This window comes from Peribacillus sp. NPDC046944, from assembly GCF_050272735.1.
In the GTDB taxonomy this organism is placed as follows: Bacteria; Bacillota; Bacilli; order Bacillales; family DSM-1321; genus Peribacillus.
Window position 1 is genome coordinate 1 of record NZ_JBNNML010000003.1, and the last position, 20,604, is coordinate 20,604.

Annotated in this window: 24 protein-coding genes and 1 pseudogene; 6 read left to right on the forward strand and 19 right to left on the reverse strand. The window is 41.1% G+C overall.

The annotated features are described in order from the left end of the window. The 8 genes and pseudogenes from ACQKIC_RS05585 to spoIIM form a co-directional block, all read right to left on the reverse strand. A pseudogene (locus ACQKIC_RS05585) lies at window positions 1-156 on the reverse strand (IS5/IS1182 family transposase); the annotation flags it as partial. A gap of 128 nt (window positions 157-284) precedes the next feature. Next, on the reverse strand, window positions 285-1,589 hold the full coding sequence (locus tag ACQKIC_RS05590; protein WP_402869288.1) for a pyrimidine-nucleoside phosphorylase: 1,305 nt from the start codon (window positions 1,587-1,589) through the stop codon (window positions 285-287). Window positions 1,590-1,655: 66 nt separating this feature from the next. Next, window positions 1,656-2,468, reverse strand: coding sequence for a purine-nucleoside phosphorylase (locus ACQKIC_RS05595; RefSeq protein ID WP_427590454.1), 813 nt, complete (start codon window positions 2,466-2,468; stop codon window positions 1,656-1,658). 12 nt (window positions 2,469-2,480) lie between these two features. Beyond that, entirely contained in the window at window positions 2,481-3,668 is a 1,188-nt protein-coding gene (gene deoB / locus ACQKIC_RS05600) for a phosphopentomutase (RefSeq protein WP_407408423.1), read from the reverse strand. 299 nt (window positions 3,669-3,967) lie between these two features. After that, window positions 3,968-4,861 (reverse strand): site-specific tyrosine recombinase XerD, encoded by an 894-nt coding sequence (gene xerD / locus ACQKIC_RS05605; protein ID WP_427590455.1) that lies wholly within the window; start codon window positions 4,859-4,861, stop codon window positions 3,968-3,970. 5 nt (window positions 4,862-4,866) lie between these two features. After that, entirely contained in the window at window positions 4,867-5,094 is a 228-nt protein-coding gene (locus ACQKIC_RS05610; protein WP_402869295.1) for a YqzK family protein, read from the reverse strand. Between the two features lie 179 nt (window positions 5,095-5,273). Further along, window positions 5,274-5,732, reverse strand: coding sequence for a Fur family transcriptional regulator (locus tag ACQKIC_RS05615; RefSeq protein WP_402869878.1), 459 nt, complete (start codon window positions 5,730-5,732; stop codon window positions 5,274-5,276). Between the two features lie 123 nt (window positions 5,733-5,855). Continuing rightward, window positions 5,856-6,500, reverse strand: coding sequence for a stage II sporulation protein M (spoIIM, locus tag ACQKIC_RS05620; RefSeq protein WP_402869297.1), 645 nt, complete (start codon window positions 6,498-6,500; stop codon window positions 5,856-5,858). 150 nt (window positions 6,501-6,650) lie between these two features. Here spoIIM and ACQKIC_RS05625 point away from each other — a divergent pair, with 150 nt between their 5' ends. Then, entirely contained in the window at window positions 6,651-7,214 is a 564-nt protein-coding gene (locus ACQKIC_RS05625; protein WP_402986131.1) for a GNAT family N-acetyltransferase, read from the forward strand. Between the two features lie 182 nt (window positions 7,215-7,396). On the opposite strand, the gene ACQKIC_RS05630 is transcribed toward ACQKIC_RS05625, so the two are convergent. From ACQKIC_RS05630 to ACQKIC_RS05640, 3 genes are all read right to left on the reverse strand, one after another. Further along, on the reverse strand, window positions 7,397-8,917 hold the full coding sequence (locus ACQKIC_RS05630) for a CoA-acylating methylmalonate-semialdehyde dehydrogenase (protein ID WP_402869301.1): 1,521 nt from the start codon (window positions 8,915-8,917) through the stop codon (window positions 7,397-7,399). Between the two features lie 358 nt (window positions 8,918-9,275). Then, entirely contained in the window at window positions 9,276-10,445 is a 1,170-nt protein-coding gene (locus ACQKIC_RS05635; protein WP_402869303.1) for an endonuclease Q family protein, read from the reverse strand. Further along, on the reverse strand, window positions 10,446-10,997 hold the full coding sequence (locus ACQKIC_RS05640) for an NUDIX hydrolase (RefSeq protein WP_402869305.1): 552 nt from the start codon (window positions 10,995-10,997) through the stop codon (window positions 10,446-10,448). 75 nt (window positions 10,998-11,072) lie between these two features. Here ACQKIC_RS05640 and mciZ point away from each other — a divergent pair, with 75 nt between their 5' ends. The 3 genes from mciZ (at window position 11,073) to ACQKIC_RS05655 (ending at window position 12,862) form a co-directional block, all read left to right on the forward strand. Next, window positions 11,073-11,231, forward strand: coding sequence for a Z-ring formation inhibitor MciZ (mciZ, locus tag ACQKIC_RS05645; RefSeq protein WP_402869307.1), 159 nt, complete (start codon window positions 11,073-11,075; stop codon window positions 11,229-11,231). 57 nt (window positions 11,232-11,288) lie between these two features. After that, complete coding sequence (locus ACQKIC_RS05650; protein WP_402869309.1) at window positions 11,289-12,197, forward strand: aldo/keto reductase; 909 nt, start codon at window positions 11,289-11,291, stop codon at window positions 12,195-12,197. 239 nt (window positions 12,198-12,436) lie between these two features. Beyond that, on the forward strand, window positions 12,437-12,862 hold the full coding sequence (locus ACQKIC_RS05655) for an Ohr family peroxiredoxin (protein ID WP_402869311.1): 426 nt from the start codon (window positions 12,437-12,439) through the stop codon (window positions 12,860-12,862). A 58-nt stretch (window positions 12,863-12,920) separates the two neighbouring features. On the opposite strand, the gene ACQKIC_RS05660 is transcribed toward ACQKIC_RS05655, so the two are convergent. Next, window positions 12,921-13,358 (reverse strand): MarR family winged helix-turn-helix transcriptional regulator, encoded by a 438-nt coding sequence (locus ACQKIC_RS05660; RefSeq protein WP_402869313.1) that lies wholly within the window; start codon window positions 13,356-13,358, stop codon window positions 12,921-12,923. A gap of 251 nt (window positions 13,359-13,609) precedes the next feature. Continuing rightward, window positions 13,610-13,873 (reverse strand): YqkE family protein, encoded by a 264-nt coding sequence (locus ACQKIC_RS05665; RefSeq protein ID WP_402986133.1) that lies wholly within the window; start codon window positions 13,871-13,873, stop codon window positions 13,610-13,612. 124 nt (window positions 13,874-13,997) lie between these two features. Between ACQKIC_RS05665 and ACQKIC_RS05670 the strand changes: the two genes are divergently transcribed. Continuing rightward, the gene (locus ACQKIC_RS05670; protein ID WP_402986135.1) at window positions 13,998-14,906 is read left to right on the forward strand and encodes an alpha/beta hydrolase; all 909 of its coding nucleotides are present in this window, start codon (window positions 13,998-14,000) and stop codon (window positions 14,904-14,906) included. Between the two features lie 46 nt (window positions 14,907-14,952). On the opposite strand, the gene ACQKIC_RS05675 is transcribed toward ACQKIC_RS05670, so the two are convergent. From ACQKIC_RS05675 to ACQKIC_RS05685, 3 genes are all read right to left on the reverse strand, one after another. Next, a complete protein-coding gene (locus ACQKIC_RS05675) occupies window positions 14,953-15,276 on the reverse strand; it encodes an iron-sulfur cluster biosynthesis family protein (RefSeq protein WP_402869323.1) in 324 nt (107 codons plus the stop codon). Between the two features lie 102 nt (window positions 15,277-15,378). Continuing rightward, a complete protein-coding gene (locus tag ACQKIC_RS05680; protein ID WP_402869324.1) occupies window positions 15,379-15,711 on the reverse strand; it encodes a YolD-like family protein in 333 nt (110 codons plus the stop codon). Window positions 15,712-15,737: 26 nt separating this feature from the next. Continuing rightward, window positions 15,738-16,997, reverse strand: coding sequence for a Y-family DNA polymerase (locus tag ACQKIC_RS05685; protein ID WP_427590457.1), 1,260 nt, complete (start codon window positions 16,995-16,997; stop codon window positions 15,738-15,740). A 397-nt stretch (window positions 16,998-17,394) separates the two neighbouring features. On the opposite strand from ACQKIC_RS05685, the gene ACQKIC_RS05690 reads away from it, so the two are divergent. Then, the gene (locus tag ACQKIC_RS05690; RefSeq protein WP_402986141.1) at window positions 17,395-18,054 is read left to right on the forward strand and encodes a C40 family peptidase; all 660 of its coding nucleotides are present in this window, start codon (window positions 17,395-17,397) and stop codon (window positions 18,052-18,054) included. 55 nt (window positions 18,055-18,109) lie between these two features. On the opposite strand, the gene ACQKIC_RS05695 is transcribed toward ACQKIC_RS05690, so the two are convergent. The 3 genes from ACQKIC_RS05695 to ACQKIC_RS05705 form a co-directional block, all read right to left on the reverse strand. Then, window positions 18,110-18,643, reverse strand: coding sequence for a DUF3221 domain-containing protein (locus tag ACQKIC_RS05695; protein WP_402869330.1), 534 nt, complete (start codon window positions 18,641-18,643; stop codon window positions 18,110-18,112). A gap of 155 nt (window positions 18,644-18,798) precedes the next feature. Then, a complete protein-coding gene (locus tag ACQKIC_RS05700; protein ID WP_402986143.1) occupies window positions 18,799-19,590 on the reverse strand; it encodes an SDR family NAD(P)-dependent oxidoreductase in 792 nt (263 codons plus the stop codon). Next, window positions 19,587-20,582, reverse strand: a complete 996-nt coding sequence (locus ACQKIC_RS05705) for an MBL fold metallo-hydrolase (RefSeq protein WP_402869333.1) — start codon at window positions 20,580-20,582, stop codon at window positions 19,587-19,589. The genes ACQKIC_RS05700 and ACQKIC_RS05705 overlap by 4 nt, the downstream gene beginning before the upstream one ends. Window positions 20,583-20,604 lie beyond the last annotated feature (22 nt).

Genomic DNA, 20,604 nt, shown 5'->3' on the forward strand with positions numbered 1-20,604 from the left:
ACCTACCTCAGAATACATATCTTTCACCAAATCATAAATGAAAGAGAAATCAATGGCCGCCTCAATTTTACGAACCAAATGGTTCGCTGGCACCAATTGATCCAAAGTAATCATTTCAAGTTGATCTCGCTGAATAGAATCATGTTTCGAAAGCATCTTTATCACCTCAAGTTTTAATACTTTTATTTTAAAATAAAAAAGACTGTAGGCAAAGTCGATTTTCATCGAGTTTGTCTACAGTCTGAGGTCACTCTATTAAAAAGAGTGACCTGCTTGGCGAATCATTATTCCATGATTTCTTTATAGATCAACGTTGGTTTTTCAACTTTTTCCTTGGAAATTGTAATGTTTTCGTATAATTTCTCTTTTACTTTTGAAACATCTTCAAAGTTACTGTAAATGGTTACAAGTGATTCACCTTTAGCCACGGTTTCACCGATTTTCTTACGAAGCATAAGACCTACAGCCAAATCAATTTCCGATTCTTTAGTAGCACGTCCAGCACCTAATAACATGGCAGCCGTACCGATTTCATCAGCAACGATTTCCGATACATATCCGTCTTCTTTAGCTTCAAGCTCAAAAGTGTATGCAGCCTGTGGAAGTTTTTCTGGCTGTTCTACAACTGAGCCATCTCCTCCCTGTGCCTCCAAGAAGATTTTGAATGATCGAAGCGCTGAACCATCCTTGATTGCATTTTCAAGCAGGGTTCTGGCTTCTTCAAGGGAGCCCGCTTTTTTAGCAAGGTACACCATATGACTTCCTAGCGTTAAAGATAGTTCCGTTAAATCTTCCGGACCTTCCCCTTTAAGCGTATCAATCGCTTCTTTAACTTCAAGAGCGTTCCCGATTGCGTAACCAAGAGGTTGGCTCATGTCTGAAATGACTGCCATCGTATTACGGCCGACATTATTTCCTATGCTCACCATTGCATGTGCCAGTTTCTCGGAATCTTCAAGTGTCTTCATGAATGCACCTGCACCCGTTTTTACATCAAGAACAATCGCATCCGCACCAGCAGCTATTTTCTTACTCATGATGGAACCAGCAATCAACCCGATGCTATTGACGGTAGCCGTTACATCACGTAATGCATAAAGCTTTTTATCTGCTGGAGTTAAGTTACCACTTTGACCAATAACGGCTATCTTGTTTTTATTGACAAGTTCAATGAACTCATCATTTTCAATTTCCACATGAAACCCTTTAACGGATTCCAATTTATCGATGGTTCCACCTGTATGGCCAAGGCCGCGCCCTGACATTTTTGCCACTGGAACGCCTACAGCTGCCACTAATGGTCCAAGAACAAGTGTGGTCGTATCACCAACGCCACCTGTAGAGTGCTTATCGACCTTAATTCCCTCTATCATCGATAAATCTATTTGATCACCGGATTCTACCATGGCCATCGTTAAATCAGCACGCTCCTGCTCGTTCAACTCCTGAAAATAGATTGCCATTGCCCATGCGCTCATTTGATAATCAGGAATCGTTCCATTTGTAAAGCCTTCCACAATAAACTGAATCTCTTCAGTGGAAAGTGTCTTTCCATCACGTTTTTTTGCGATTAAGTCAACCATTCTCATAAGTCATTCCCCATTCTTTAAAGACAGCCTTAGTTTCGACTGTACTTGTATTATTTTAAATCCGATTTATAAATCTTTAACAATCGACTTAACAAACTCCAGAAAACTGCTTTTTACTTTTTCTGTCGTTTCAATAACTTCCACGTGTGACAGGGGCTGGTCCAAAATACCAGAAGCCATGTTTGTAAGGCAAGATATCCCGAGTACTTTCATCCCACAATGTCTAGCAACGATAACTTCCGGAACAGTGGACATGCCCACTGCATCCCCACCAAGAACTCTTGCCATCCTTACTTCTGCCGGAGTTTCATAGGTAGGACCAGAATTCCCAATATAGACGCCTTCCTTTACATCCAAGCCCAGCGTAGAAGCGATCGTCTTAGCTTTTGCCCGCAATTCTTTATTATAAGCTTCTGACATATCAGGGAAACGAGGACCAAAGCGGTCTTCATTTGCACCAATCAATGGGTTAGTTCCCATTAAATTGATATGGTCCGTAATGATCATCAGATCTCCCGGTGCATAGCTTTTATTCACACTTCCAGCAGCATTGGTTACGATTAATGTTTCAACACCAAGCAGTTTCATCACACGTACCGGGAAAGTGACTTTCTCCATTGAGTATCCTTCATAGAAATGGAAACGACCTTGCATGGCTACAACCTGTTTGCCACTCAGATTTCCGATGACAAGCTGACCTGCATGTCCTTCTACAGTCGAGACGGGAAATTCCGGGATTTCATGATAAGGGATAATTATCGGGTTTTCAATTTCATCTGCCAATACCCCAAGACCAGATCCAAGAATCAAGCCTATATCTGGAGTCCCTTCCACTTTATTCTTTATAAATTCAGCAGCTGTTTCAATGCTATTAAACATATTTACCCTCCCTTATTTCACGTCGCCTAAAATATTTTTCCCATATGTAGGCATCTTTATATCAAAGTTAGCGGCAACTGTTGCACCAATATCAGCAAAAGTATCTCTTACTGGTAACTCCGTGCCTTTTGTGAAACGTTTTGAGTAAACTAATAATGGAACATACTCACGAGTGTGGTCTGTACCTTCATGAATCGGATCATTCCCGTGGTCGGCTGTGATGATCAACAAGTCATCTTCTGTCAGCTTCTCTATGACTTCAGGCATTCTAGCATCGAACTCTTCCAAAGCCTTTCCGTAGCCTTCCGGATCACGACGGTGACCATATAAGGCATCGAAGTCCACTAGATTCAAGAAGCTTAATCCCTTAAAGTCTTGATCGATGGTTTGGATTAATTTATCCATTCCGTCCATATTGGAGACTGTACGTAATGATTCGGTGACTCCTTCACCATCAAAGATATCCGAGATTTTCCCAATTGCCAAAACATCCAACCCAGCATCTTTCATTTCATCCATTACCGTTCTGTTAAATGGCTTCAATGCATAATCATGACGGTTAGGTGTTCTTTTGAAGCTTCCTGGCTCTCCAATGAAAGGTCTTGCAATAACGCGTCCAACCTTAAATTCATCAGCCATCGTCAACTCACGTGCAATTTCACAAATTTTATATAACTCGTCTAATGGGACTACGTCCTCATGAGCGGCAATCTGTAAAACAGAATCAGCAGATGTATACACAATTAAAGCTCCCGTTTTCATGTGATCTTCGCCAAGTCTTTCAATGATTTCCGTTCCGCTTGCAGGTATATTCCCTATGATTGAACGTCCCGTCTTCGCTTGAAGTTCATTGATTAATAACTCAGGGAAACCGTTCGGAAATACTTGAAATGGTGTTGTGATATTAAGACCCATTATTTCCCAATGGCCAGTCATCGTATCTTTTCCTGTTGACGCTTCTTTCATTTTTGTATAGTAAGCAATCGGTTGCTCTGTTTTTGCGATACCTTTAATGTCACGGATGTTGCCTAAACCCATTTTAGAAAGATTCGGCATGTTCAATCCATTCATTCTCTCAGCGATATGGCCAAGTGTATCTGCTCCTTTATCACCGAATAAATCTGCATCCGGTGCTTCGCCAATCCCAACTGAGTCCATGACAACTACAAAAATGCGTTTAAATGCTGAATTTTTTTCCATGCTAATTCCCTCCAATAAATAGTATTATACCCTTTTATATTCCCCGTTTATTGTCCACTTAACCTACCATAACCGAAACGTCAGAAGTCTGACCTCTTTATTGTAAACGATACCAATCGTTTTAGACAATTGTTATGTACCTTAATCTTTATATAGAAAAACAGACTCATAATTTTAAAAAAGATTTTTATAGTTTCAGCTTATCATGGTCCAATAAATTGGGCCACCTATTCCTGATGGCTGATTCACCATTACTTGTGCAGGAGGCCTTTCCTCCTACACTTTCAATCTACTAATTTCTAAGCTCTTGGATGAAATTTAGAATACACATCTTTTATCCGAACATTCGTAATATGTGTGTAGATTTGAGTCGTCGAAATATCCGCATGCCCCAACATCTCCTGAACGGCCCGTAAATCTGCTCCATTCATCAAAAGATGTGTGGCAAAAGAATGCCTTAGTGTATGCGGTGTAATTTCCTTCTCGATTCTCGCCTCTTTCACGAGTTTTTTCAAGATCTTCCAAAATCCCTGTCTCGTCAACCTGTTTCCATGGTGATTCAAAAAAAGTGAATCCGTCCGATGCTTTGGACTGGCAAATTCACCACGGGCACTATCCAAGTAATTCCCGATGGCCCCCAGTGCTGTTTGTCCGATAGGGATGATTCTTTCTTTATCCCCTTTTCCGATACAACGGACAAAACCCATCGTCGCATGTACATCGCTCACATCCATTGAGATCAATTCACTGACACGCATTCCTGTCGCATACATCAGTTCAAGCATCGCTTTGTCACGTAATCCATATTCGTTCATTACCTTTGGGGCTTCCAATAAGGCTTCCACCTCTTCCATGCTTAACACCTTTGGAAGGCTTCTTTCAGGTTTGGGTGTTTCTATATGTAGAGCTGGATCCTGGTCAGTCACCTTTTCACGAAGGAGAAATTGATGGAAGGATCGGATTGAAGCAATATGGCGGGCAATGGTTTTCGACGATTTCCCTTGGTCTTTCAAATGAGCAAGAAAGTGTAAGATGTTTGCCCGACGTGAGTCATTCCAATCGGTAATCATTTCTACATTCATTAAATAGGCCCAATATGATTTCAAGTCACGTTCATACGAGACGAGTGTGTTTTTGGCAAGACCCTTTTCAATGGTCAAAAAATGAATGAAATCCTTAATTTGATTCTCCATATTCATTACTCCCCGTTTAAATAAAACAACATTAAGCGTTCAAACCATGCATCATCACCTGTATCAACAGCTTTTGATACTTTGACAGCTGTGCCTTTTGGTTCATCGTACCGATGATAACTATGATATTCCTGATTTAACCATACCATTCCTATGTAAAAAAGAACAGTGAAGCTAACGAAGAGTATCATCACTTTAGCTGTATGTAAAACTAGCTTCAATGACGTTTTCATGCTTTCCCCTCCCTATCCGAGCACTTTGTATCAATCTATGCCCATCGGGACAAGTTTTATACATCTTTCGGTAAAGAAGAGGAAAAAAAGTTCTATCTATTTCTAACCCAGGTTAAACAGGCAAACTATTTTCTTTTAAAACCAGAAAACCTTCTCCAGGTAGGGGAGAAGGTCCGACTTTATTCATCTTTATCTTCGACTTTGTCATGACATCGATGACAAATGCCATGAAAGGTTAATCTATGGTCTTTTATCTTGAAGTTCCAGTCACGCTCGACAATGGCTTCCACGTCTTCAAGTAAGTCTTGTTGGATCTCATCTACCGCTCCACATTCCACACAAACCAGATGATGATGGAAATGCGCTGCGCCTTCTTGTCTTAAATCATAACGGGAAACTCCGTCTCCAAAGTTAATTTTATCTACTATTTTCAATTCAGTCAGCAACTCTAGCGTACGGTATACCGTTGCTAATCCAATTTCCGGCGACTTTTCTTTGACAAGGAGGTAAACGTCTTCTGCGCTTAAATGATCCTCTTCGTGCTCAAGTAAAACGCGGACGGTCGCTTCTCGCTGAGGCGTTAATTTGTAGCTGGACGAGTGCAACTGCTTTTTTATTCTATCAATTCTATTTTCTATTTCCATACCAATATTCCCTCCCGCGCCGCTATCTTATACATTATATCAAATGAGGGAAAACTGTCAAAATAGATTTCCTTATTAATAGCAAAAAAATCATGATGAATGCGTAGCTATCCTTCATTACCCCAAGAAGCTTACGACATTTTTCATTAAGGAAGGGGATAAATATGCTTCAAATGCAGCTGCTGCAATTAAAAATACCCCAGCCAAGATCAAGGAAAAAACATAGCGGGAAATAATCGGCTTTAAAGGCTCCCGAACCTGTTTAAGAAAAATGCGGCTGATCATCTTCATGGATAGCGATACGGCCAGAACCGTGATCACGATAAAGATCGGGACAATGAATATATTTTGCGGTAGGATTGCCACAAATGATAATAGGAATCCACTCCACCCCATTTGATTGACTAAAAATCCGACCGTAAATCCCACAACCATACCTTTTACAAATAACAGTACTAATATCACTGGCAAACCGATAACCGAAACCCCAAGAATCCAGATGACCCCAATATATTTAAGGTTATGCATAAGACTTTGACTGAACATATCGTGTGAAGAAGCAAATTCCCCTTTGGAAACTTGTCCGAAGAATTGTGATAAATAGTAGAACAAATCTTCCTTTTGAGTAAAGCTCAAACTGTTTACGAGAACAGCACCAAAAATGACACCCATTAAAAAGAGTACAGTGATAAAAACGTATAATGAGGAATGTTCGTTAACATGTTTCCTTACAGCATTTTGTATGGCAGATCTATTTTTCATCTTTTATCTATCCTCCCAACTCCACTTACTAGAATCTATGTTTTTTCTGTTTTATTTATGACAAGGATTCAAGCGTAATTTACAGAGTCGTAGAACATTTTTCATAAAAGACGTGTTATAATTTTCCATAAAGTTGTTTGGAGGGGTAATATGAAAGCTATACTAATGGATTTTCCAGAAAAAATTGAAACTTCTCGCTTATATTTAAGACCTTGCCTACCGGGAGATGGACTTGACGTATATGAAGCCATAGTCCGTTCACGAAACGAGTTGAAGACATGGCTTCCGTTTGCCCAGCAAGAACCATCAATAGAAGCTTCAGAAAAGAATGTCCTGAAAGCATATGCTGATTTTATCTTAAAAGAAGATATTAGACTCCATATTTATAGGAAAGAAGACGGTCAATTCATAGGCTCCACTGGCCTCCATCGAATTAACTGGGACATCCCCAAGTTTGAAATCGGTTATTGGATCGATACGGAATACAGGAACAAAGGATATATAACTGAAGTGGTAGAAAGGTTAACAAGATTCGCCTTTAATCATTATGGGGCCAAGAGAATTGAAATCCGTTGTGATCCCAACAATCTTACCAGCAAACGGATTCCTGAAAAGCTTGGATTTACCCTGGAAGGGATTTTACATAATGATGCTTTAAGCGCCGACGGCAAGACATTACGAGACACTTGCATTTATGCAAAAACAATAAACTAAAAAGAGCCCTGGCAGCATCAGATTTCCCTGTCAGGACTCTCTCCATTAGCTTTAAAAAGCAAAACTAATCCTCTTTGGCTTTCCATACTTTACGTTCCAATTAACTCTCTTTCTATGAAGCTTCATTAAAAGGACCTAAAGAATCCCTAAAATAGTTTCAGGGATTCTTTGTATTTCAATCTTCAATCATTATTGCTTGGAAAGGCAAATGTCGACCCCGTATTGGCGGACGATGTCAACCATCGTTCTGAGACAGTTTTTGTTTTTGTAAAGAAACGGGCTTGGTCTGGTCCGAACATATGACCTTCACCGAATCTAGACCCTTTAAATCCAGCAAAATTATGGTAGCCGACAGGGATTGGAATCGGGACATTAACTCCTACCATCCCAACGTCTATTTCCGTTGTGAATTTCCGAGCTGCCGCTCCATCATTGGTGAAAATGGTGACACCATTCCCTAACTCATGTTCGTTGATCAGCTTAATCGCTTCTTCTAGTGAAGCGACCCGAACAACATTACGGGCGGGTCCGAACACTTCCTGTTCATATATATCCATTCCTGGCTTTACATGGTCAATTAATGTCGGGCCGACAAAGAAACCACTGGATTCTTTCACGATGTCTAATTCCCGTCCATCACACACTACCGTTGCACCTTCTTCAATGCTCTTGTCAATCGCAGCAATTACCGACTCTTTTGATTGTTGGGATATAACAGGTCCGAAGTCAACTTCCCGGTCTGTGTAAGAGCCCACTTTCAATGCGCCGATTTTTTCTTTTAAAATCTTTATTAAACGATCCCCTGTTTCTTCTCCAACAGGCATGAGCGTTGAAATGGCCATGCAACGCTGGGATGCAGCTCCATATGCAGCTCCAATAAAAGAGTTTGCCACTTGTTCTAAATCCGCATCAGGCATGACAACCATATTGTTCTTCCCGCCACCAAGAGCCGTCACACGCTTACCATGTTTCGCTCCCGTCTCATAAATATATTGAGCCACCGGCGTAGAGCCCACGAAGGAGATTGCCTCCACTTCTGGATTTCTCAATAATTCATTGACAGCGTCCTTATCACCATTGATAACGGTCCAAATACCGTCCGGCAATCCTGCTTTCTTCCATAATTCACTCACGAATAAAGCTGTCATCGGAACTCGCTCCGAAGCTTTCAGAATGACTGCATTGCCTACAGCAATTGCCATGCTCGTCTGGGCCAGTGGCACCATGATTGGGAAGTTGAATGGAGAAATGGCTGCTACGACGCCAAGTGGGTACTTCGCCGAATAGACATTGATCTGTCCACCGACGTTGACGGAATATTCCCCTTTCACTAAATGGGGCGCTCCAATGGCAAGGTCCACAGATTCTATTCCACGGGTAATCTCGCCCTTTGCATCTTCTGCCGTTTTACCGCTTTCTGTACAAATCAGATCAATTAGGGCATCTGTATGTTCCGTAAGCAAGTTACGAAACTTGATCACTATATCCGCACGCCTTGCTACGGACATGTCACGCCAAGCGGGAAATGCAGCTTTGGCTTTATCAATGGCTCCCTTTACTTCTTCAATCGAAGCTAACGGTACTTTCGCAATGACTTCTCCACTTGAAGGATTGAATACATCCGAAAATCTCCCGTTTTGTCCTGCAACCATTTGACCGCCTATAAAATGAGATAATTCTTTTACTTTTATTGTTTCAGTCATTATAACTCCTCCTAATTGTTCGAGATTTTACTATATAATGTAGGGGTGAAGCATTTCCTTTATGTAATCCGTCACCCACAAACTCACAAAATACTCAGATAATTAAACTCGGAATTTCAGTCGCGAGTTTACGCCTTCATGTTGCGCCTATATTCGTGTCACTTCCTTATTATGATTTATTTCCTATTCCTATTGTGTAACTTCCTGGCTTTTTAGTCATTATACAAAGTGTTAAATGAATCCCTTTTCTATTTCACAAAAAGACTAATGGCTACCAAGTGATATCTATAACAAGCACAAAAGGCACTTCCATCTAGAAATGCCTTTTGAAAAGCTTATATCGGGAAAGCCTGTGTTATCACATCTTAACTTTCCCATATTTGCCGCCTCCTCCTGCATCAAAACCCAATATCCCTTTTCTTGCGGAATCTATAAAGTGGGCTAATTTCAATGGAACGACCTCTGAAAGCTGTTCGAGAGTCACCTCATGAAGGATATTCATCTCTGTTCCGAAGGCCCCCAGCAGTCTGTCCATGGACTTCGGGCCAAGGCCCGGAATGAAATCAAGCGGAACCTGATGAATATACTGCGGTCGGGACCTCTTTTCCTCCCCTTTTCCAGAAACGGATAATTCGGCAATACGTGTGGAAACTCCCTTAATGATCTTCTTGCCTCCGCATTCACTGCATGCCTCAGCATTTATGGCCATTTTATGAAGGCAACTTCCGCAAACGGTTTGATAATATTTACCCAATAAGGGATTCAATCCATAATTGGCTGTCACTTTACGACCTTCTTCTTCCTTAAGCGCTTTTTCCAACTCTGTAAAACTCGGTTCTTGAAGCAATAGCATTTGATATTCACGGGCTATCTTTCCAAGGGAGTGGGCATCCGAATTCGTCAGGAAGGTATACGATTTCAATTCTTTTATGTCCTCCACCAAATAGGTATCCGAGCTTAAACCAAGTTCGATGGCATCAATGAGCTTCGGATCGAACACTTCCGCCAGGCTTTCCTTTACGCCTTTACCGTACAAGCTTTTAAAGGGGGTGAAAACATGCGCAGGGATGAACAGCCCTCCAAGGGATTTGACGGTTTCTTGCAACTTTCGCCCGTCACAATAAATCCTCTGGGAACTCAACGTAATATTTTTCACATAATTACTCATCCATGATGAAAACCTCTTCATCACTTCCATATTTGGAAAATAGGCAAGAACATGAATCGGTCCATGGCAATTGTGGTCATATATTTCAATTTCCGACCCTGGGATGATGGTGAGGTTCCGATAATGAAGTCCGCCACCCTCCATTTCCGTAATTTCCCCATTGTGAATTCCAGCTTCTATCTCTTCAATAACCTCAGGAGAATGGCAGTCTATAACCCCTATCATATCGAGTCCTTTTCGTTCGCTTGCCACTTCGATTATGTTGCTGAAGGTCAACGTTTTAGCTCCGGTGATCTTAACCGCCTTCCCACTTCTCGTCCTGCCGATATGAATATGGAAATCAGCATAGTATTCTTTCATTTATTCATTCAACGCCTTTTTCAACTGCAAATATTGTACGGCGTAGGCCGTTTTGGCATCTTGGATCTTCCCTTCATCCAGATAGTTTTGAGCTTCCTTCAATGTCAGCTCGATCACCTCGACAAACTCATCTTCATCCAATGGTGCCGCATCTTTTTTCTTTTTCAAATTGTGGGCCAAATAGAGATGGACTAGCTCATCCGCAAAGCCTGGAGACGTATAAAAAGAGATGATATGCTCCATTCTTTCACATTCATAGCCCGTCTCTTCCTCAAGTTCACGTTCTGCCGACCGAACGGGTTCCTCCCCTTTTTCAAGCTTACCTGCTGGAATTTCAACCAGGCTTCTCTCCAACGCTTTACGGTACTGTTCGACCATGATGATCTTATCTTCAGCTGTAAGAGCGATGATTGCGACTGCCCCGGGATGCTTGATGATTTCTCGTTTACTCGTTTTCCCATCAGGAAGCTCGACATCATCCACTTGTAAATTGATTACTTTACCCGTGAATATCTTTTTGCTTGATAATGTTTTCTCTTCGAATTTTTTCAACTTGTCCACTCCTCTGTTCTAATTACAGCATGATTCTTCATACATTTTACCATACTAGGGATGGAGGGCGATTTGATGAAAATTCATGTGTTCGAAAATGGCATTGTTTTCTCCGGAAAGAGTTGGGAGATTGTTCAAAAACTCAAAAGTCTACAAAGTGACTATGTTTATGTCAATGACTGGATTGCAGATATCCATCGACAAGAACCTCACCCCTTAAAAAGGATCAAGTGAAATCTTTGAGTGAAAATGATTCCTCCTTTACAATGAAGATATAAAGGAGAGGATAACATGAAAAAACGCAGATTAGGAAATTCGGATTTGCTTGTATCCGAAATTGGACTTGGATGCATGTCTTTGGGAACCGATCAAAAAAAGGCAGCCGAAATTGTGAAGGCTGCTTTACATGAAGGCATCAATTACTTCGACACCGCTGACTTATATGATTTTGGAGTGAACGAGGAAATTGTGGGAGAAAGCCTAAAGCCAGTTCGCGATCAAGTGTACATAGCAACGAAAGTCGGAAACCGCTGGACGGAGAATAAAGAAGGCTGGAGCTGGGATCCATCCGGTGACTATATCAAGACGGCCGTAAAAGACAGCCTAAAGAGACTAGGCACCGACTATATTGACCTCTATCAGCTGCATGGCGGTACGATTGAAGATAATTTGGAGGAAACGATTGAAGCCTTTGAGGACTTAAAAAAAGAAGGTTTGATTCGGTACTATGGAATATCATCGATTCGGCCCAATGTAATTAAGGCATTTGTCGAGAATTCAGATATTGATTCCGTGATGATGCAGTACAGCCTTCTGGACCGCCGTCCGGAAGAGTGGATGCCACTTTTGGAAAATAAGCAGGTCAGCATCATTGCTCGGGGGCCTCTCGCCAAAGGGCTGCTAAGTGAAAAAATGCTTAACAAGGCTAGTGAGGACGGCTACCTCGATTATAGCTATCAAGCACTCAAGGACTTACTTCCACAATTAAAAGAGGAGATTTCCGGCAAGAAGCTGAATGCTGTGGCTCTGCAATATGTATTATCGAACCAATGCGTTGCATCTGCCGTAGCCGGGGCGAGCACGGTGCAACAGCTTCGCGAAAACTGTCAGGCTGCCAACAGCCCTTCTCTTTCAAAAGATGAACTTGATCTGTTGAAGCAACTCACCAAAGCAAGCAAATATGCAAACCACCGGGAATAAATCTAACCTGAACACCCTTTAAAGACTAGCAATCATTTCTCTGCAAAGCTATCCTTTCCGTACACCTACGGTTGGATAGCTTTTTTTTATTCCGGGAGTCATACCCTACACTTTTAAATAACTCAGCTGCAAAAGTGTAGGGTGAGTTCTTTCTAAGATCTTTTCTGTTGCTATTTCTTAATTAATATTATAAAATTCAATTGTGCACAATCTAAATGAAAAGATTGGGGAGATAAACAATGACAAAAACACTATTTACGACGTCCGTAACGGTTGATGGTGGAAGAGAAGGAACGGCCATTTCAGCTGATGGAAACTTTACGGTTGATATTGCAATGCCCGGAACGCCAAGGGCTAAACAGATGCCTGAAGCTTCTAATCCTGAACAGCTTTTTGCAGCAGGATATGCTGCTTGTTTTGATAGTGCTTTACAATCGGTTGGAAAGATTGAAGGTGCTACATTTACTTCAAACGTCACAGCCAATGTCAGTTTATTGATGGGTGATATGCATCAATACAGCTTGGCTGTAACATTAGTCGTAAAGGGATCAGGAATCGATAAAAATTCATTTGAAACTTTCGTTCATAAAGCTCACCAAATGTGCCCTTATTCAAAAGCAATCAACGGCAATGTGGATGTTGCCATTGAAATTGAAGTAGAATAAAGCAATTTCACAAAAAAACGCTTGGGTTTGAAGTGAACCCAGGCGTTTTTCTATTCCTTCAAAGTGCTTGCAAGGTTTTTAATAGTTGAAGCAGCGACGCTTTCAAATCCTCAACCACTTGCTTATCTTCACCGGACATATCCGAAATGCGTTCAGGAATGAAACAGGCTTCTTCCCTTAAATCAAGTCCCTTTCGAGTCAGCTGAATCATGACAGACCTTTCATCTTTAGTGGACCGTTCACGAACAATGAGCCCATTCTGCTCCATCCGTTTCAACATGGGAGTGAGCGTTCCTGAATCAAGTGCAAGTAACTCCCCTAATTTCTTCACTGTAAGCGTGTCTTGCTCCCATAGTAAAAGCAGAACGAGATATTGAGGATACGTTACGTTAAGTTTGGTAAGTAGTGGTTTATACTTCTTGGTCATTTCCCTCGAATTTGCATATAGAAGGAAGCATAGTTGATTTTCCAGTACAGATTCTATTCTTTTTTCCATTTCATCACCAACTAATAGTAGTCCATTCGATAAGCGGGTACCTATCAAACTTACTTTTAATATAATCGTTATGCTTTATAAAATAAAGCGATTCGGCCATCCAAACAGAATTACGAAGGAATTTAATTTGTTCCATGTCATTTTCCTCATACAAAAACATCCCCGTTATAAGTACATGGGTACCAACGAAGATGCTTTCCATTTATCGTTTTTTTGGTCGGGTCATAATAAACATCCCGATTTCATTAAAATCATTTATAGTTTTTCCAGTTAAGATCACTTTCACCCAACAGCTCTTCGAATGATTTATTTTTCTCACGCTGTTTTCTTTCTTGACGTTTCTTTTCTTCTTCTGCTGCTCTCTTCTCTTGTTCCGCATCGTTTAATTCTTTTTGTTTTTGGCGAAGCTGCGACATGATATCTTGATTGAGCATATCACCAAGTTTCAATGATGACGATGCTTCTTTATCTTGCTTTTTACTTTGATTTTGATTGCGCGGCTGTTTCTTTTTCATCCTTAAAACCCCCTGACATTATACATTATTATACCATGACTCCGGTTTTACCCGTGACGATTTCTTAACAGTATTTTCTTATTTTTCAACATGGTAAAATAAACTAAAAACAAGGAGGTTCACCATGAAAAAATGGGGTCTCGCAATTGCCGGCATCTTGACGTATATGGTCGGCATCGGTATTTATTTTTCTAATCGGCTCATGTACATGAAGAAGAAGGAAGATGATTTCATCAAAGATCGTGAAGTCTTGGCTAAACGGTTCATTCAAGAGGATTTTGATACCCTGCCTAAAAGCGAAATCTGGGTACCTTCTCCATCTGGGTATTCCTTGAAATGCATGTTTATTGAACCGCATCCTACGAATAAGTGGATCATTATTGCTCACGGCGTGACAGAAAATAAAACGAACTCGATCAAGTACATGAACATTTTCCTTAAGCGTGGATTCAATGCGGTCATCTATGATCACCGTCGTCATGGAGACTCCGGTGGGAAAACAAGCAGCTATGGACATTATGAAAAATTCGACTTGAAAGCCGTGATTGACGAGTTAAAAAAACGTAAAGGTTCAGATCTTTTCTTCGGCATTCATGGTGAATCCATGGGGGCTGTGACCCTTCTTCTATATGCGGGCATGCTTGAAGATGGAGCAGATTTTTATATTGCCGATTGTCCATTTTCCAATTTTGAAAAGCAAATTCAACATCAAATCGGTATGGAAATCCCTTTTCCAACCTGGAGCATCTTTCCACTTGGGCGCATGTTCATCAAACTTCGTGATGGATATTGGACGAACGAAGTATCACCGATAGATTTCATTAGTACTATCGAAAAACCAGTGCTGTTCATTCATAGTGAACCTGATACTTTCATTCCCGCTTCCATGACACTTGAATTATATGAAGCAAAAAAAGGACCAAAACAACTTTACCTCGCAAAAAACGGGGCTCACGCACAATCATATAATGCTAATCCCAAGGAATATGAGGAACGGATCGACCAATTTCTCGAACAGCTTGTATTGAAATAGACAAAGGGAGAATCTCACGACTATCGGGATTCTCCCTTTGCTTTTTTTAGAGTTTATTAAAGTAACTCATCCTTGGATTCAAGATTTGATTCGGGCTTTTTAGCTGAAAGCAGTTTGCTTCGACCACAAAGTCTATTGTCATGATATCATCGAGAAAAATCATTTTAGATTTTTCGACATAAAGGGGAATTCCATTGGTTTCCACTTTTTGATTATCCTCCTCAAGCTCGTCAACGAGCCAAAGAGCTGTCACGCCACTTACTACGCAACCACAGCCATCTGTATCATATTTCAACTGTAAATGTCCTTCTTTTCCCTGTATTTTATCGGAAAGTTTTTCGGCTGCTCTATCTGTCCATTCAATGTACATCTCATTTCCCCCTATTCGTTCCATTCCCCCATTATAAACGATGAAAGGACCCCTGTCCTTTTCCCGCACTCTTGTGCATCCATGGGGATAATCCCACCATTCTTATTCCATCAATCTTACATCCGCTATATGGGAAAGTTGAATATAATGTGGTTGCTGAAAATGGTCAATAATATGAAGTCTTTGCAAGCATTCATCATAATAATGAATGCTTCCGATTAAAAGCTGGTATCGGGTTCTGTCATAATAGGCAATCGTGACCTCTCTACCTTCTTCCATCGCTTCCCCCATCACAGCATTCATTTCTTCAAACTGCTGTTCATCGAGAATGCGTCTTGCTTCATGGCTATCCTCCGCCACCCAATCCCGCAACATCTTCACATGCTCCGGTAGCATCATGGATGTCCATTTGATACGCCCCCGATCATGAATCATTCTTTTTTCCTCCTCTGACGACTTTGTCAAGCCTTATGCCCGCTAAGCAATCCGCTTCTATAAACGGCCGTCCCGGCTTTCGTATACGAAACCGCGCGCAACAGTGATTTTGAACCATATTTATGTCGAATGCGGTCAACGGTATAACTCAATTCCCGCTTTTTCCACCGTGAAGCATCAAATAAAGTCAGCTGCATCTCATTATCATCCACAATATTCGAGAGTGTGACCGAAACGCTACGAACCGTTTTTTGCTTATGATAGTTTTCATGAAAAAGTTCAAGACAGACTTTATACAATTCCATTGTGATATTTGTCGGTTCCTCAATCGAACGGGAGCGATGAAACCCACCGCCAAACTCATCCTTACTATAACCAATGCTCAGACTGATCGTCCGTCCAGCCTTCCTATGGGTACGAGCCCTTCTTCCGACTTCCTCACAAATTTCTACCATAACCTGCTTGATCTCGTGTTCTTCCTTGTAATCACGGAGTAAAATCTGACTTTTACCAAAGCTGACCTGCCCCTCGATGATCGGCGCCCCGAGATCTGACAAATCGATTCCCCAGGCATGATGATAAAGCTGATTGCCCATAATCCCGAACTTCGCTTCAAGCAATTGAAGGTCATAATTGGCAAGTTGCCCGACAGTGAATATTCCCATGCCATGAAGGGTCTTTTCCACCCTCCTTCCTATCCCCCACATTTCACGAAGCGGAGAAATCGGCCAAAGCTTAGCTGGTACGTCTTCATATGTCCACTCAGCTATTCCTGTATGTTTGGCCTCGAGATCAAGAGAAAGCTTCGCCATCAGCATGTTCGGCCCAATCCCGATTGCACTTGGAATCTGTAATTCCCTTTCAATGTCATCTTTTATTTTCCTGGCAATATTCCAGGCATCCCCCCATAAAGAAGCCGCTCCATCAACTTTCAAAAAACTTTCGTCCACACTGTATACATGAATCGCTTCTTTTGGAACATAGCGGTGAAACAAGCGCGTAATCTCCGTCGAAACTCTCAAATAAGTGGCCATTTTGGGTTCAACGACTAGAATGCGCGGATCTTTCGGTATCTCAAACTTCCGAGAACCTGTTTTTATACCGAATTCCTTCTTTAGCTTTGGAGAAGCCGCAAGCACAATGCTCCCCTCCCTATTCTTATCACCCACCACTGCCAAATAACATTCGAGCGGATCCAATCCATGCATGACCGCTGAGCAGCTAGCATAAAAACTTTTCATATCAATACACATAATTGATTGTTTCGGCATCATGCTATAATCCATTTTTTCTTCACCCTACATAGAATATATGTTCGCTTTTATATTATATCCCTCATTCTAAACGAATAAACGTTCGCATTCAATGGAAGTTTCATGACAAATTTCCACCTTTTTATGGGACTCTTTTAAATACCCATAAAAATCCTTTATTTTAAAAGTAATCCATTATATCCAACTAGTTTTCACAAATATAATTAGTTGGTATCTTGCCCAAAATGGGAACCGTGGCTTTTAACCCTTTTACTATTCAAGAAAAACGTTTTCTATGTTTTTTCACTAAGTATTATTACTTATTTTTTGTAATGAAAATGTAATCAAAAACTGGTTTGATTGTCACAATGGTATTGTAGGATAATATTGTTAAAGAAGAATAGAGAGATAGAGAGAGGAAATGAGATACATGAAGAAATGGATTGCCTCAGCTGCTGTTGCTTCTGCATTAATGCTGACCCCACTTCAGGCGTTTGCAAATATTGGAGATCAAACCCTCAGACCCGGAATGACACATAGTGATGTCAAACAACTACAAACCCTATTAAAAACTAAAGGTTATTTCACATATACTGGTTCACTGACTACTTACTACGGAGCCTATTCAACAACTGCCGTAAAAAACTTTCAAAAAGCTAAAGGATTGACTGCCGATGGGATTGCAGGAAGAAATACCTTCAATGCGCTCGGTGTTTATAATGTCAATAATACAAGCATGATTAATTATGCAAAAACATTGATAGGCTCACCATACAAATGGGCTGGCACGACACCAGCAGGATTTGACTGTTCGGGGTTCATCTATTATGTATTCCAAAAATCACAAGGAATTACCCTACCACGGACAACATCCCAGCTTTATGCGAATACCGGATTGAAAGTATCATCGCCATCAAAAGGCGATCTTGTATTCTTTGATACTTCTTCTGGAAAGACGGGTGTTTCCCATGCTGGAATCTACATTGGAAACAATCAGTTCATTCATGCTTCCTCTTCTAAAGGAATTACCATCACCGATATGAATAACTCCTATTGGGCGCCAAAATACCTGGGTGCAAAAACTTTATAAAAAAACATAAGACTAAAACGAAGCAGGGCAGAATCTATTTGATTCTGCCCTGTTATTATTTTAGATATAAGATTTCTTCAGTAGAATCGTCTACGGTCACAGTAAATGATGCGTCCAAGTTGGAGCGATTCATCATTTCAATATTGTATACATGCTCGGAAGGAAAATGAATGATTTCAAGAACCATGAAACGCTGACTAGGAGCTTTAGTCACATGCTCAAGTGCAGCAGTTACGGCCTTTTGCTCTTCTAGACTCTCTTCATCCTTTAAAATCCGTATCAATTCTGCATCCGCTTTCGAAGGAAATGATTCTTCGACCTCTCCACCGTACCATGGTTTAACTTTCATCCCGATTGCCAAGTCTGAATAACTGAGCTTTGCCCCATGTTCATCTTGTATATACGTATGATTTTTCACCTTGTAATACGTCCCTTTTATCAGAATCCGCTTATCATCTAAATCTGTAATGAATCCTTCTTCTCCCTTGCCAATGGACTTATGGGGTTGCTCTTCAGAGAAGGATTGACAGCTTCCCAGAATGAAAAAAAGGAATAAAAAGATAAAAGACTTTCCCATAACGAGCTTCATACAAAATCCCTCCTATAAAACAGACGAATTTACCAATGAAATGGTTACATAAAATGGAAAGTTGATCCAAATAAATTCAAAAAAAAGGGAATGTCAGATGACACTCCCCTTAATTTCTTATTAAAATAGTAATCTTCACTTATATTTAGAAGTATCTATTTTTTAAAAAATGCTTTTTTCCCAACGGTCTCAGTGATTCTTGGAAACAAGGTATAAAACTTACTCACCATATTCATCCAGGCGGGCAGATTGACTTCCCGTTTATTAGTTAGCATGGCAGCAACGATTTTGGCTGCTACATCCTCAGGCTTAAGCATGAATTTCTTAATGCCCTTCATATATGTCCCGGATTCATCCGCTATAGTAAAAAAGTTGGTTTCGATTGGCCCAGGATTGACGGTGGTCACATGAATGTTGTCTTCCATCAATTCAAGCCGGAGAGCATTCGAATAACCAAGCACCGCGAATTTAGTGGCTGAATAAAGTGTGGACTTAGGTGTTGCAATTTTCCCTGCCTGTGACGCAATATTAATGATGTGGCCCGCTTGTTTGCGCTTCATATGTGGAAGCACAAACTTCGTACAGGCCATCAAGCCGATTACATTGACAGCAAACATCCCTTTACTCTCTTCTAAATCCGTATCAAGGACTTCTTTAAACGTGCCGTGCCCGGCATTATTGACCAACACATCCACGGTGCCGACCTGGTCGTGGATGTCAACGAAGACCCTTTCCACTTGTTCTGTATCGGAAACATCCAACTTCCATACAAAAACATCGACCCCGTATTGGCTGGTCAGGCTCTCCTTCAGAGTCTGCAATTTATCCAGGCTCCTTGCCAAAAGAACGAGTCTTGCCCCAAGTCGGGCAGATTGAATCGCAATTTCCTTTCCAATTCCTCCCGAAGCCCCGGTAATGACAATGACTTTCCTGCTTAATTTACTCAATAGATTATCCCCTTAGAAACTGTCGTCGCACTTGAATATAAAATGACACCCGATTGCATTTCCAATTCGATTTCACCCAAATCCTCCAGATAATCCAACTGACCGACCGTTTCCGAGAGTGTCAAGTCGACTTCCTGACGATAAACTTTTGGGAAGAGACGCTGACACACTTCAAATCCCGTTAAAGGTTTTTCTTGGAGCATGCTTTTCACCTGCATGGCCCGATTATGCTGTCGCTCAAATCTATATCGAATCAAATCGGACACTTTCTCTCCATCAATTTCTCCCCCATGTCCTGAATAAACCTTAGAAATTGGAAAGTCTAATAGTTTTTGAAGGGAGGCATTGTATTGAAGCAATGGCCGTTGACGAACGCCACCCACAATCAAGGGTGGCTCCATTAATGGATTAGGCGAAATTCTTGCAAGTAAGTGGTCTCCTGCAATCATTAAGCCGTCACTCTCCCGATAAAAGGAAACATGGCTTTGCGCATGACCAGGAGTCTCGATCACTCGCCATCCTGGAAGGCCCGGAAGTTCGTCACCCTCAGCCAAATGTGCTTGCATGTTCCTTTTACTAAGGAATTGGATTTCTTCTTTGTCATGGGTCAATCTATGTTTCAATTCTTCAGCCACGCCCAATTTCCCTGCAAAGTCTAGAAAGAAAGAATTATGGGTGTCAAGGAACTCATCGCTTAGAGTCAGCCACCGCTGATTGTTTTTATGACCATACACCGGGACTTTCTTATCGAAGAAATCGAGTGCACCAGCATGGTCTGGATGATGATGCGTCAAGATTATTTGTTCAATATCAGATAGTTGCAGCCCTAATTCCCCAAGTCCAGCATTCAGTGCCTCTTTTGATTGTACGGTTTTAACCCCCGTATCAATTAAAGTTAAGGCATCTCCTTTAACTATGTAAACATTTACATCGCCCACTGCAAACGGCGTCGGCAGAGAAAGCTTTGCGATATCCCCATTCCAATTCACCATGTCTATTTCCACCTTAATATTA

What these genes read in the sequence shown, in the direction of transcription:
- ACQKIC_RS05590 (WP_402869288.1), bottom strand. Translation starts at nt 1,589, where the DNA reads ATGAGAATGGTTGACTTAATCGCAAAAAAACGTGATGGAAAGACACTT.
- ACQKIC_RS05595 (WP_427590454.1), bottom strand. Translation starts at nt 2,468, where the DNA reads ATGTTTAATAGCATTGAAACAGCTGCTGAATTTATAAAGAATAAAGTG.
- deoB (WP_407408423.1), bottom strand. Translation starts at nt 3,668, where the DNA reads ATGGAAAAAAATTCAGCATTTAAACGCATTTTTGTAGTTGTCATGGAC.
- xerD (WP_427590455.1), bottom strand. Translation starts at nt 4,861, where the DNA reads ATGGAGAATCAAATTAAGGATTTCATTCATTTTTTGACCATTGAAAAG.
- ACQKIC_RS05610 (WP_402869295.1), bottom strand. Translation starts at nt 5,094, where the DNA reads ATGAAAACGTCATTGAAGCTAGTTTTACATACAGCTAAAGTGATGATA.
- spoIIM (WP_402869297.1), bottom strand. Translation starts at nt 6,500, where the DNA reads ATGAAAAATAGATCTGCCATACAAAATGCTGTAAGGAAACATGTTAAC.
- ACQKIC_RS05625 (WP_402986131.1), top strand. Translation starts at nt 6,651, where the DNA reads ATGAAAGCTATACTAATGGATTTTCCAGAAAAAATTGAAACTTCTCGC.
- ACQKIC_RS05630 (WP_402869301.1), bottom strand. Translation starts at nt 8,917, where the DNA reads ATGACTGAAACAATAAAAGTAAAAGAATTATCTCATTTTATAGGCGGT.
- ACQKIC_RS05635 (WP_402869303.1), bottom strand. Translation starts at nt 10,445, where the DNA reads ATGAAAGAATACTATGCTGATTTCCATATTCATATCGGCAGGACGAGA.
- mciZ (WP_402869307.1), top strand. Translation starts at nt 11,073, where the DNA reads ATGAAAATTCATGTGTTCGAAAATGGCATTGTTTTCTCCGGAAAGAGT.
- ACQKIC_RS05650 (WP_402869309.1), top strand. Translation starts at nt 11,289, where the DNA reads ATGAAAAAACGCAGATTAGGAAATTCGGATTTGCTTGTATCCGAAATT.
- ACQKIC_RS05655 (WP_402869311.1), top strand. Translation starts at nt 12,437, where the DNA reads ATGACAAAAACACTATTTACGACGTCCGTAACGGTTGATGGTGGAAGA.
- ACQKIC_RS05660 (WP_402869313.1), bottom strand. Translation starts at nt 13,358, where the DNA reads ATGGAAAAAAGAATAGAATCTGTACTGGAAAATCAACTATGCTTCCTT.
- ACQKIC_RS05665 (WP_402986133.1), bottom strand. Translation starts at nt 13,873, where the DNA reads ATGAAAAAGAAACAGCCGCGCAATCAAAATCAAAGTAAAAAGCAAGAT.
- ACQKIC_RS05670 (WP_402986135.1), top strand. Translation starts at nt 13,998, where the DNA reads ATGAAAAAATGGGGTCTCGCAATTGCCGGCATCTTGACGTATATGGTC.
- ACQKIC_RS05675 (WP_402869323.1), bottom strand. Translation starts at nt 15,276, where the DNA reads ATGTACATTGAATGGACAGATAGAGCAGCCGAAAAACTTTCCGATAAA.
- ACQKIC_RS05680 (WP_402869324.1), bottom strand. Translation starts at nt 15,711, where the DNA reads ATGATTCATGATCGGGGGCGTATCAAATGGACATCCATGATGCTACCG.
- ACQKIC_RS05685 (WP_427590457.1), bottom strand. Translation starts at nt 16,997, where the DNA reads ATGGATTATAGCATGATGCCGAAACAATCAATTATGTGTATTGATATG.
- ACQKIC_RS05690 (WP_402986141.1), top strand. Translation starts at nt 17,395, where the DNA reads ATGAAGAAATGGATTGCCTCAGCTGCTGTTGCTTCTGCATTAATGCTG.
- ACQKIC_RS05695 (WP_402869330.1), bottom strand. Translation starts at nt 18,643, where the DNA reads ATGAAGCTCGTTATGGGAAAGTCTTTTATCTTTTTATTCCTTTTTTTC.
- ACQKIC_RS05705 (WP_402869333.1), bottom strand. Translation starts at nt 20,582, where the DNA reads ATGGTGAATTGGAATGGGGATATCGCAAAGCTTTCTCTGCCGACGCCG.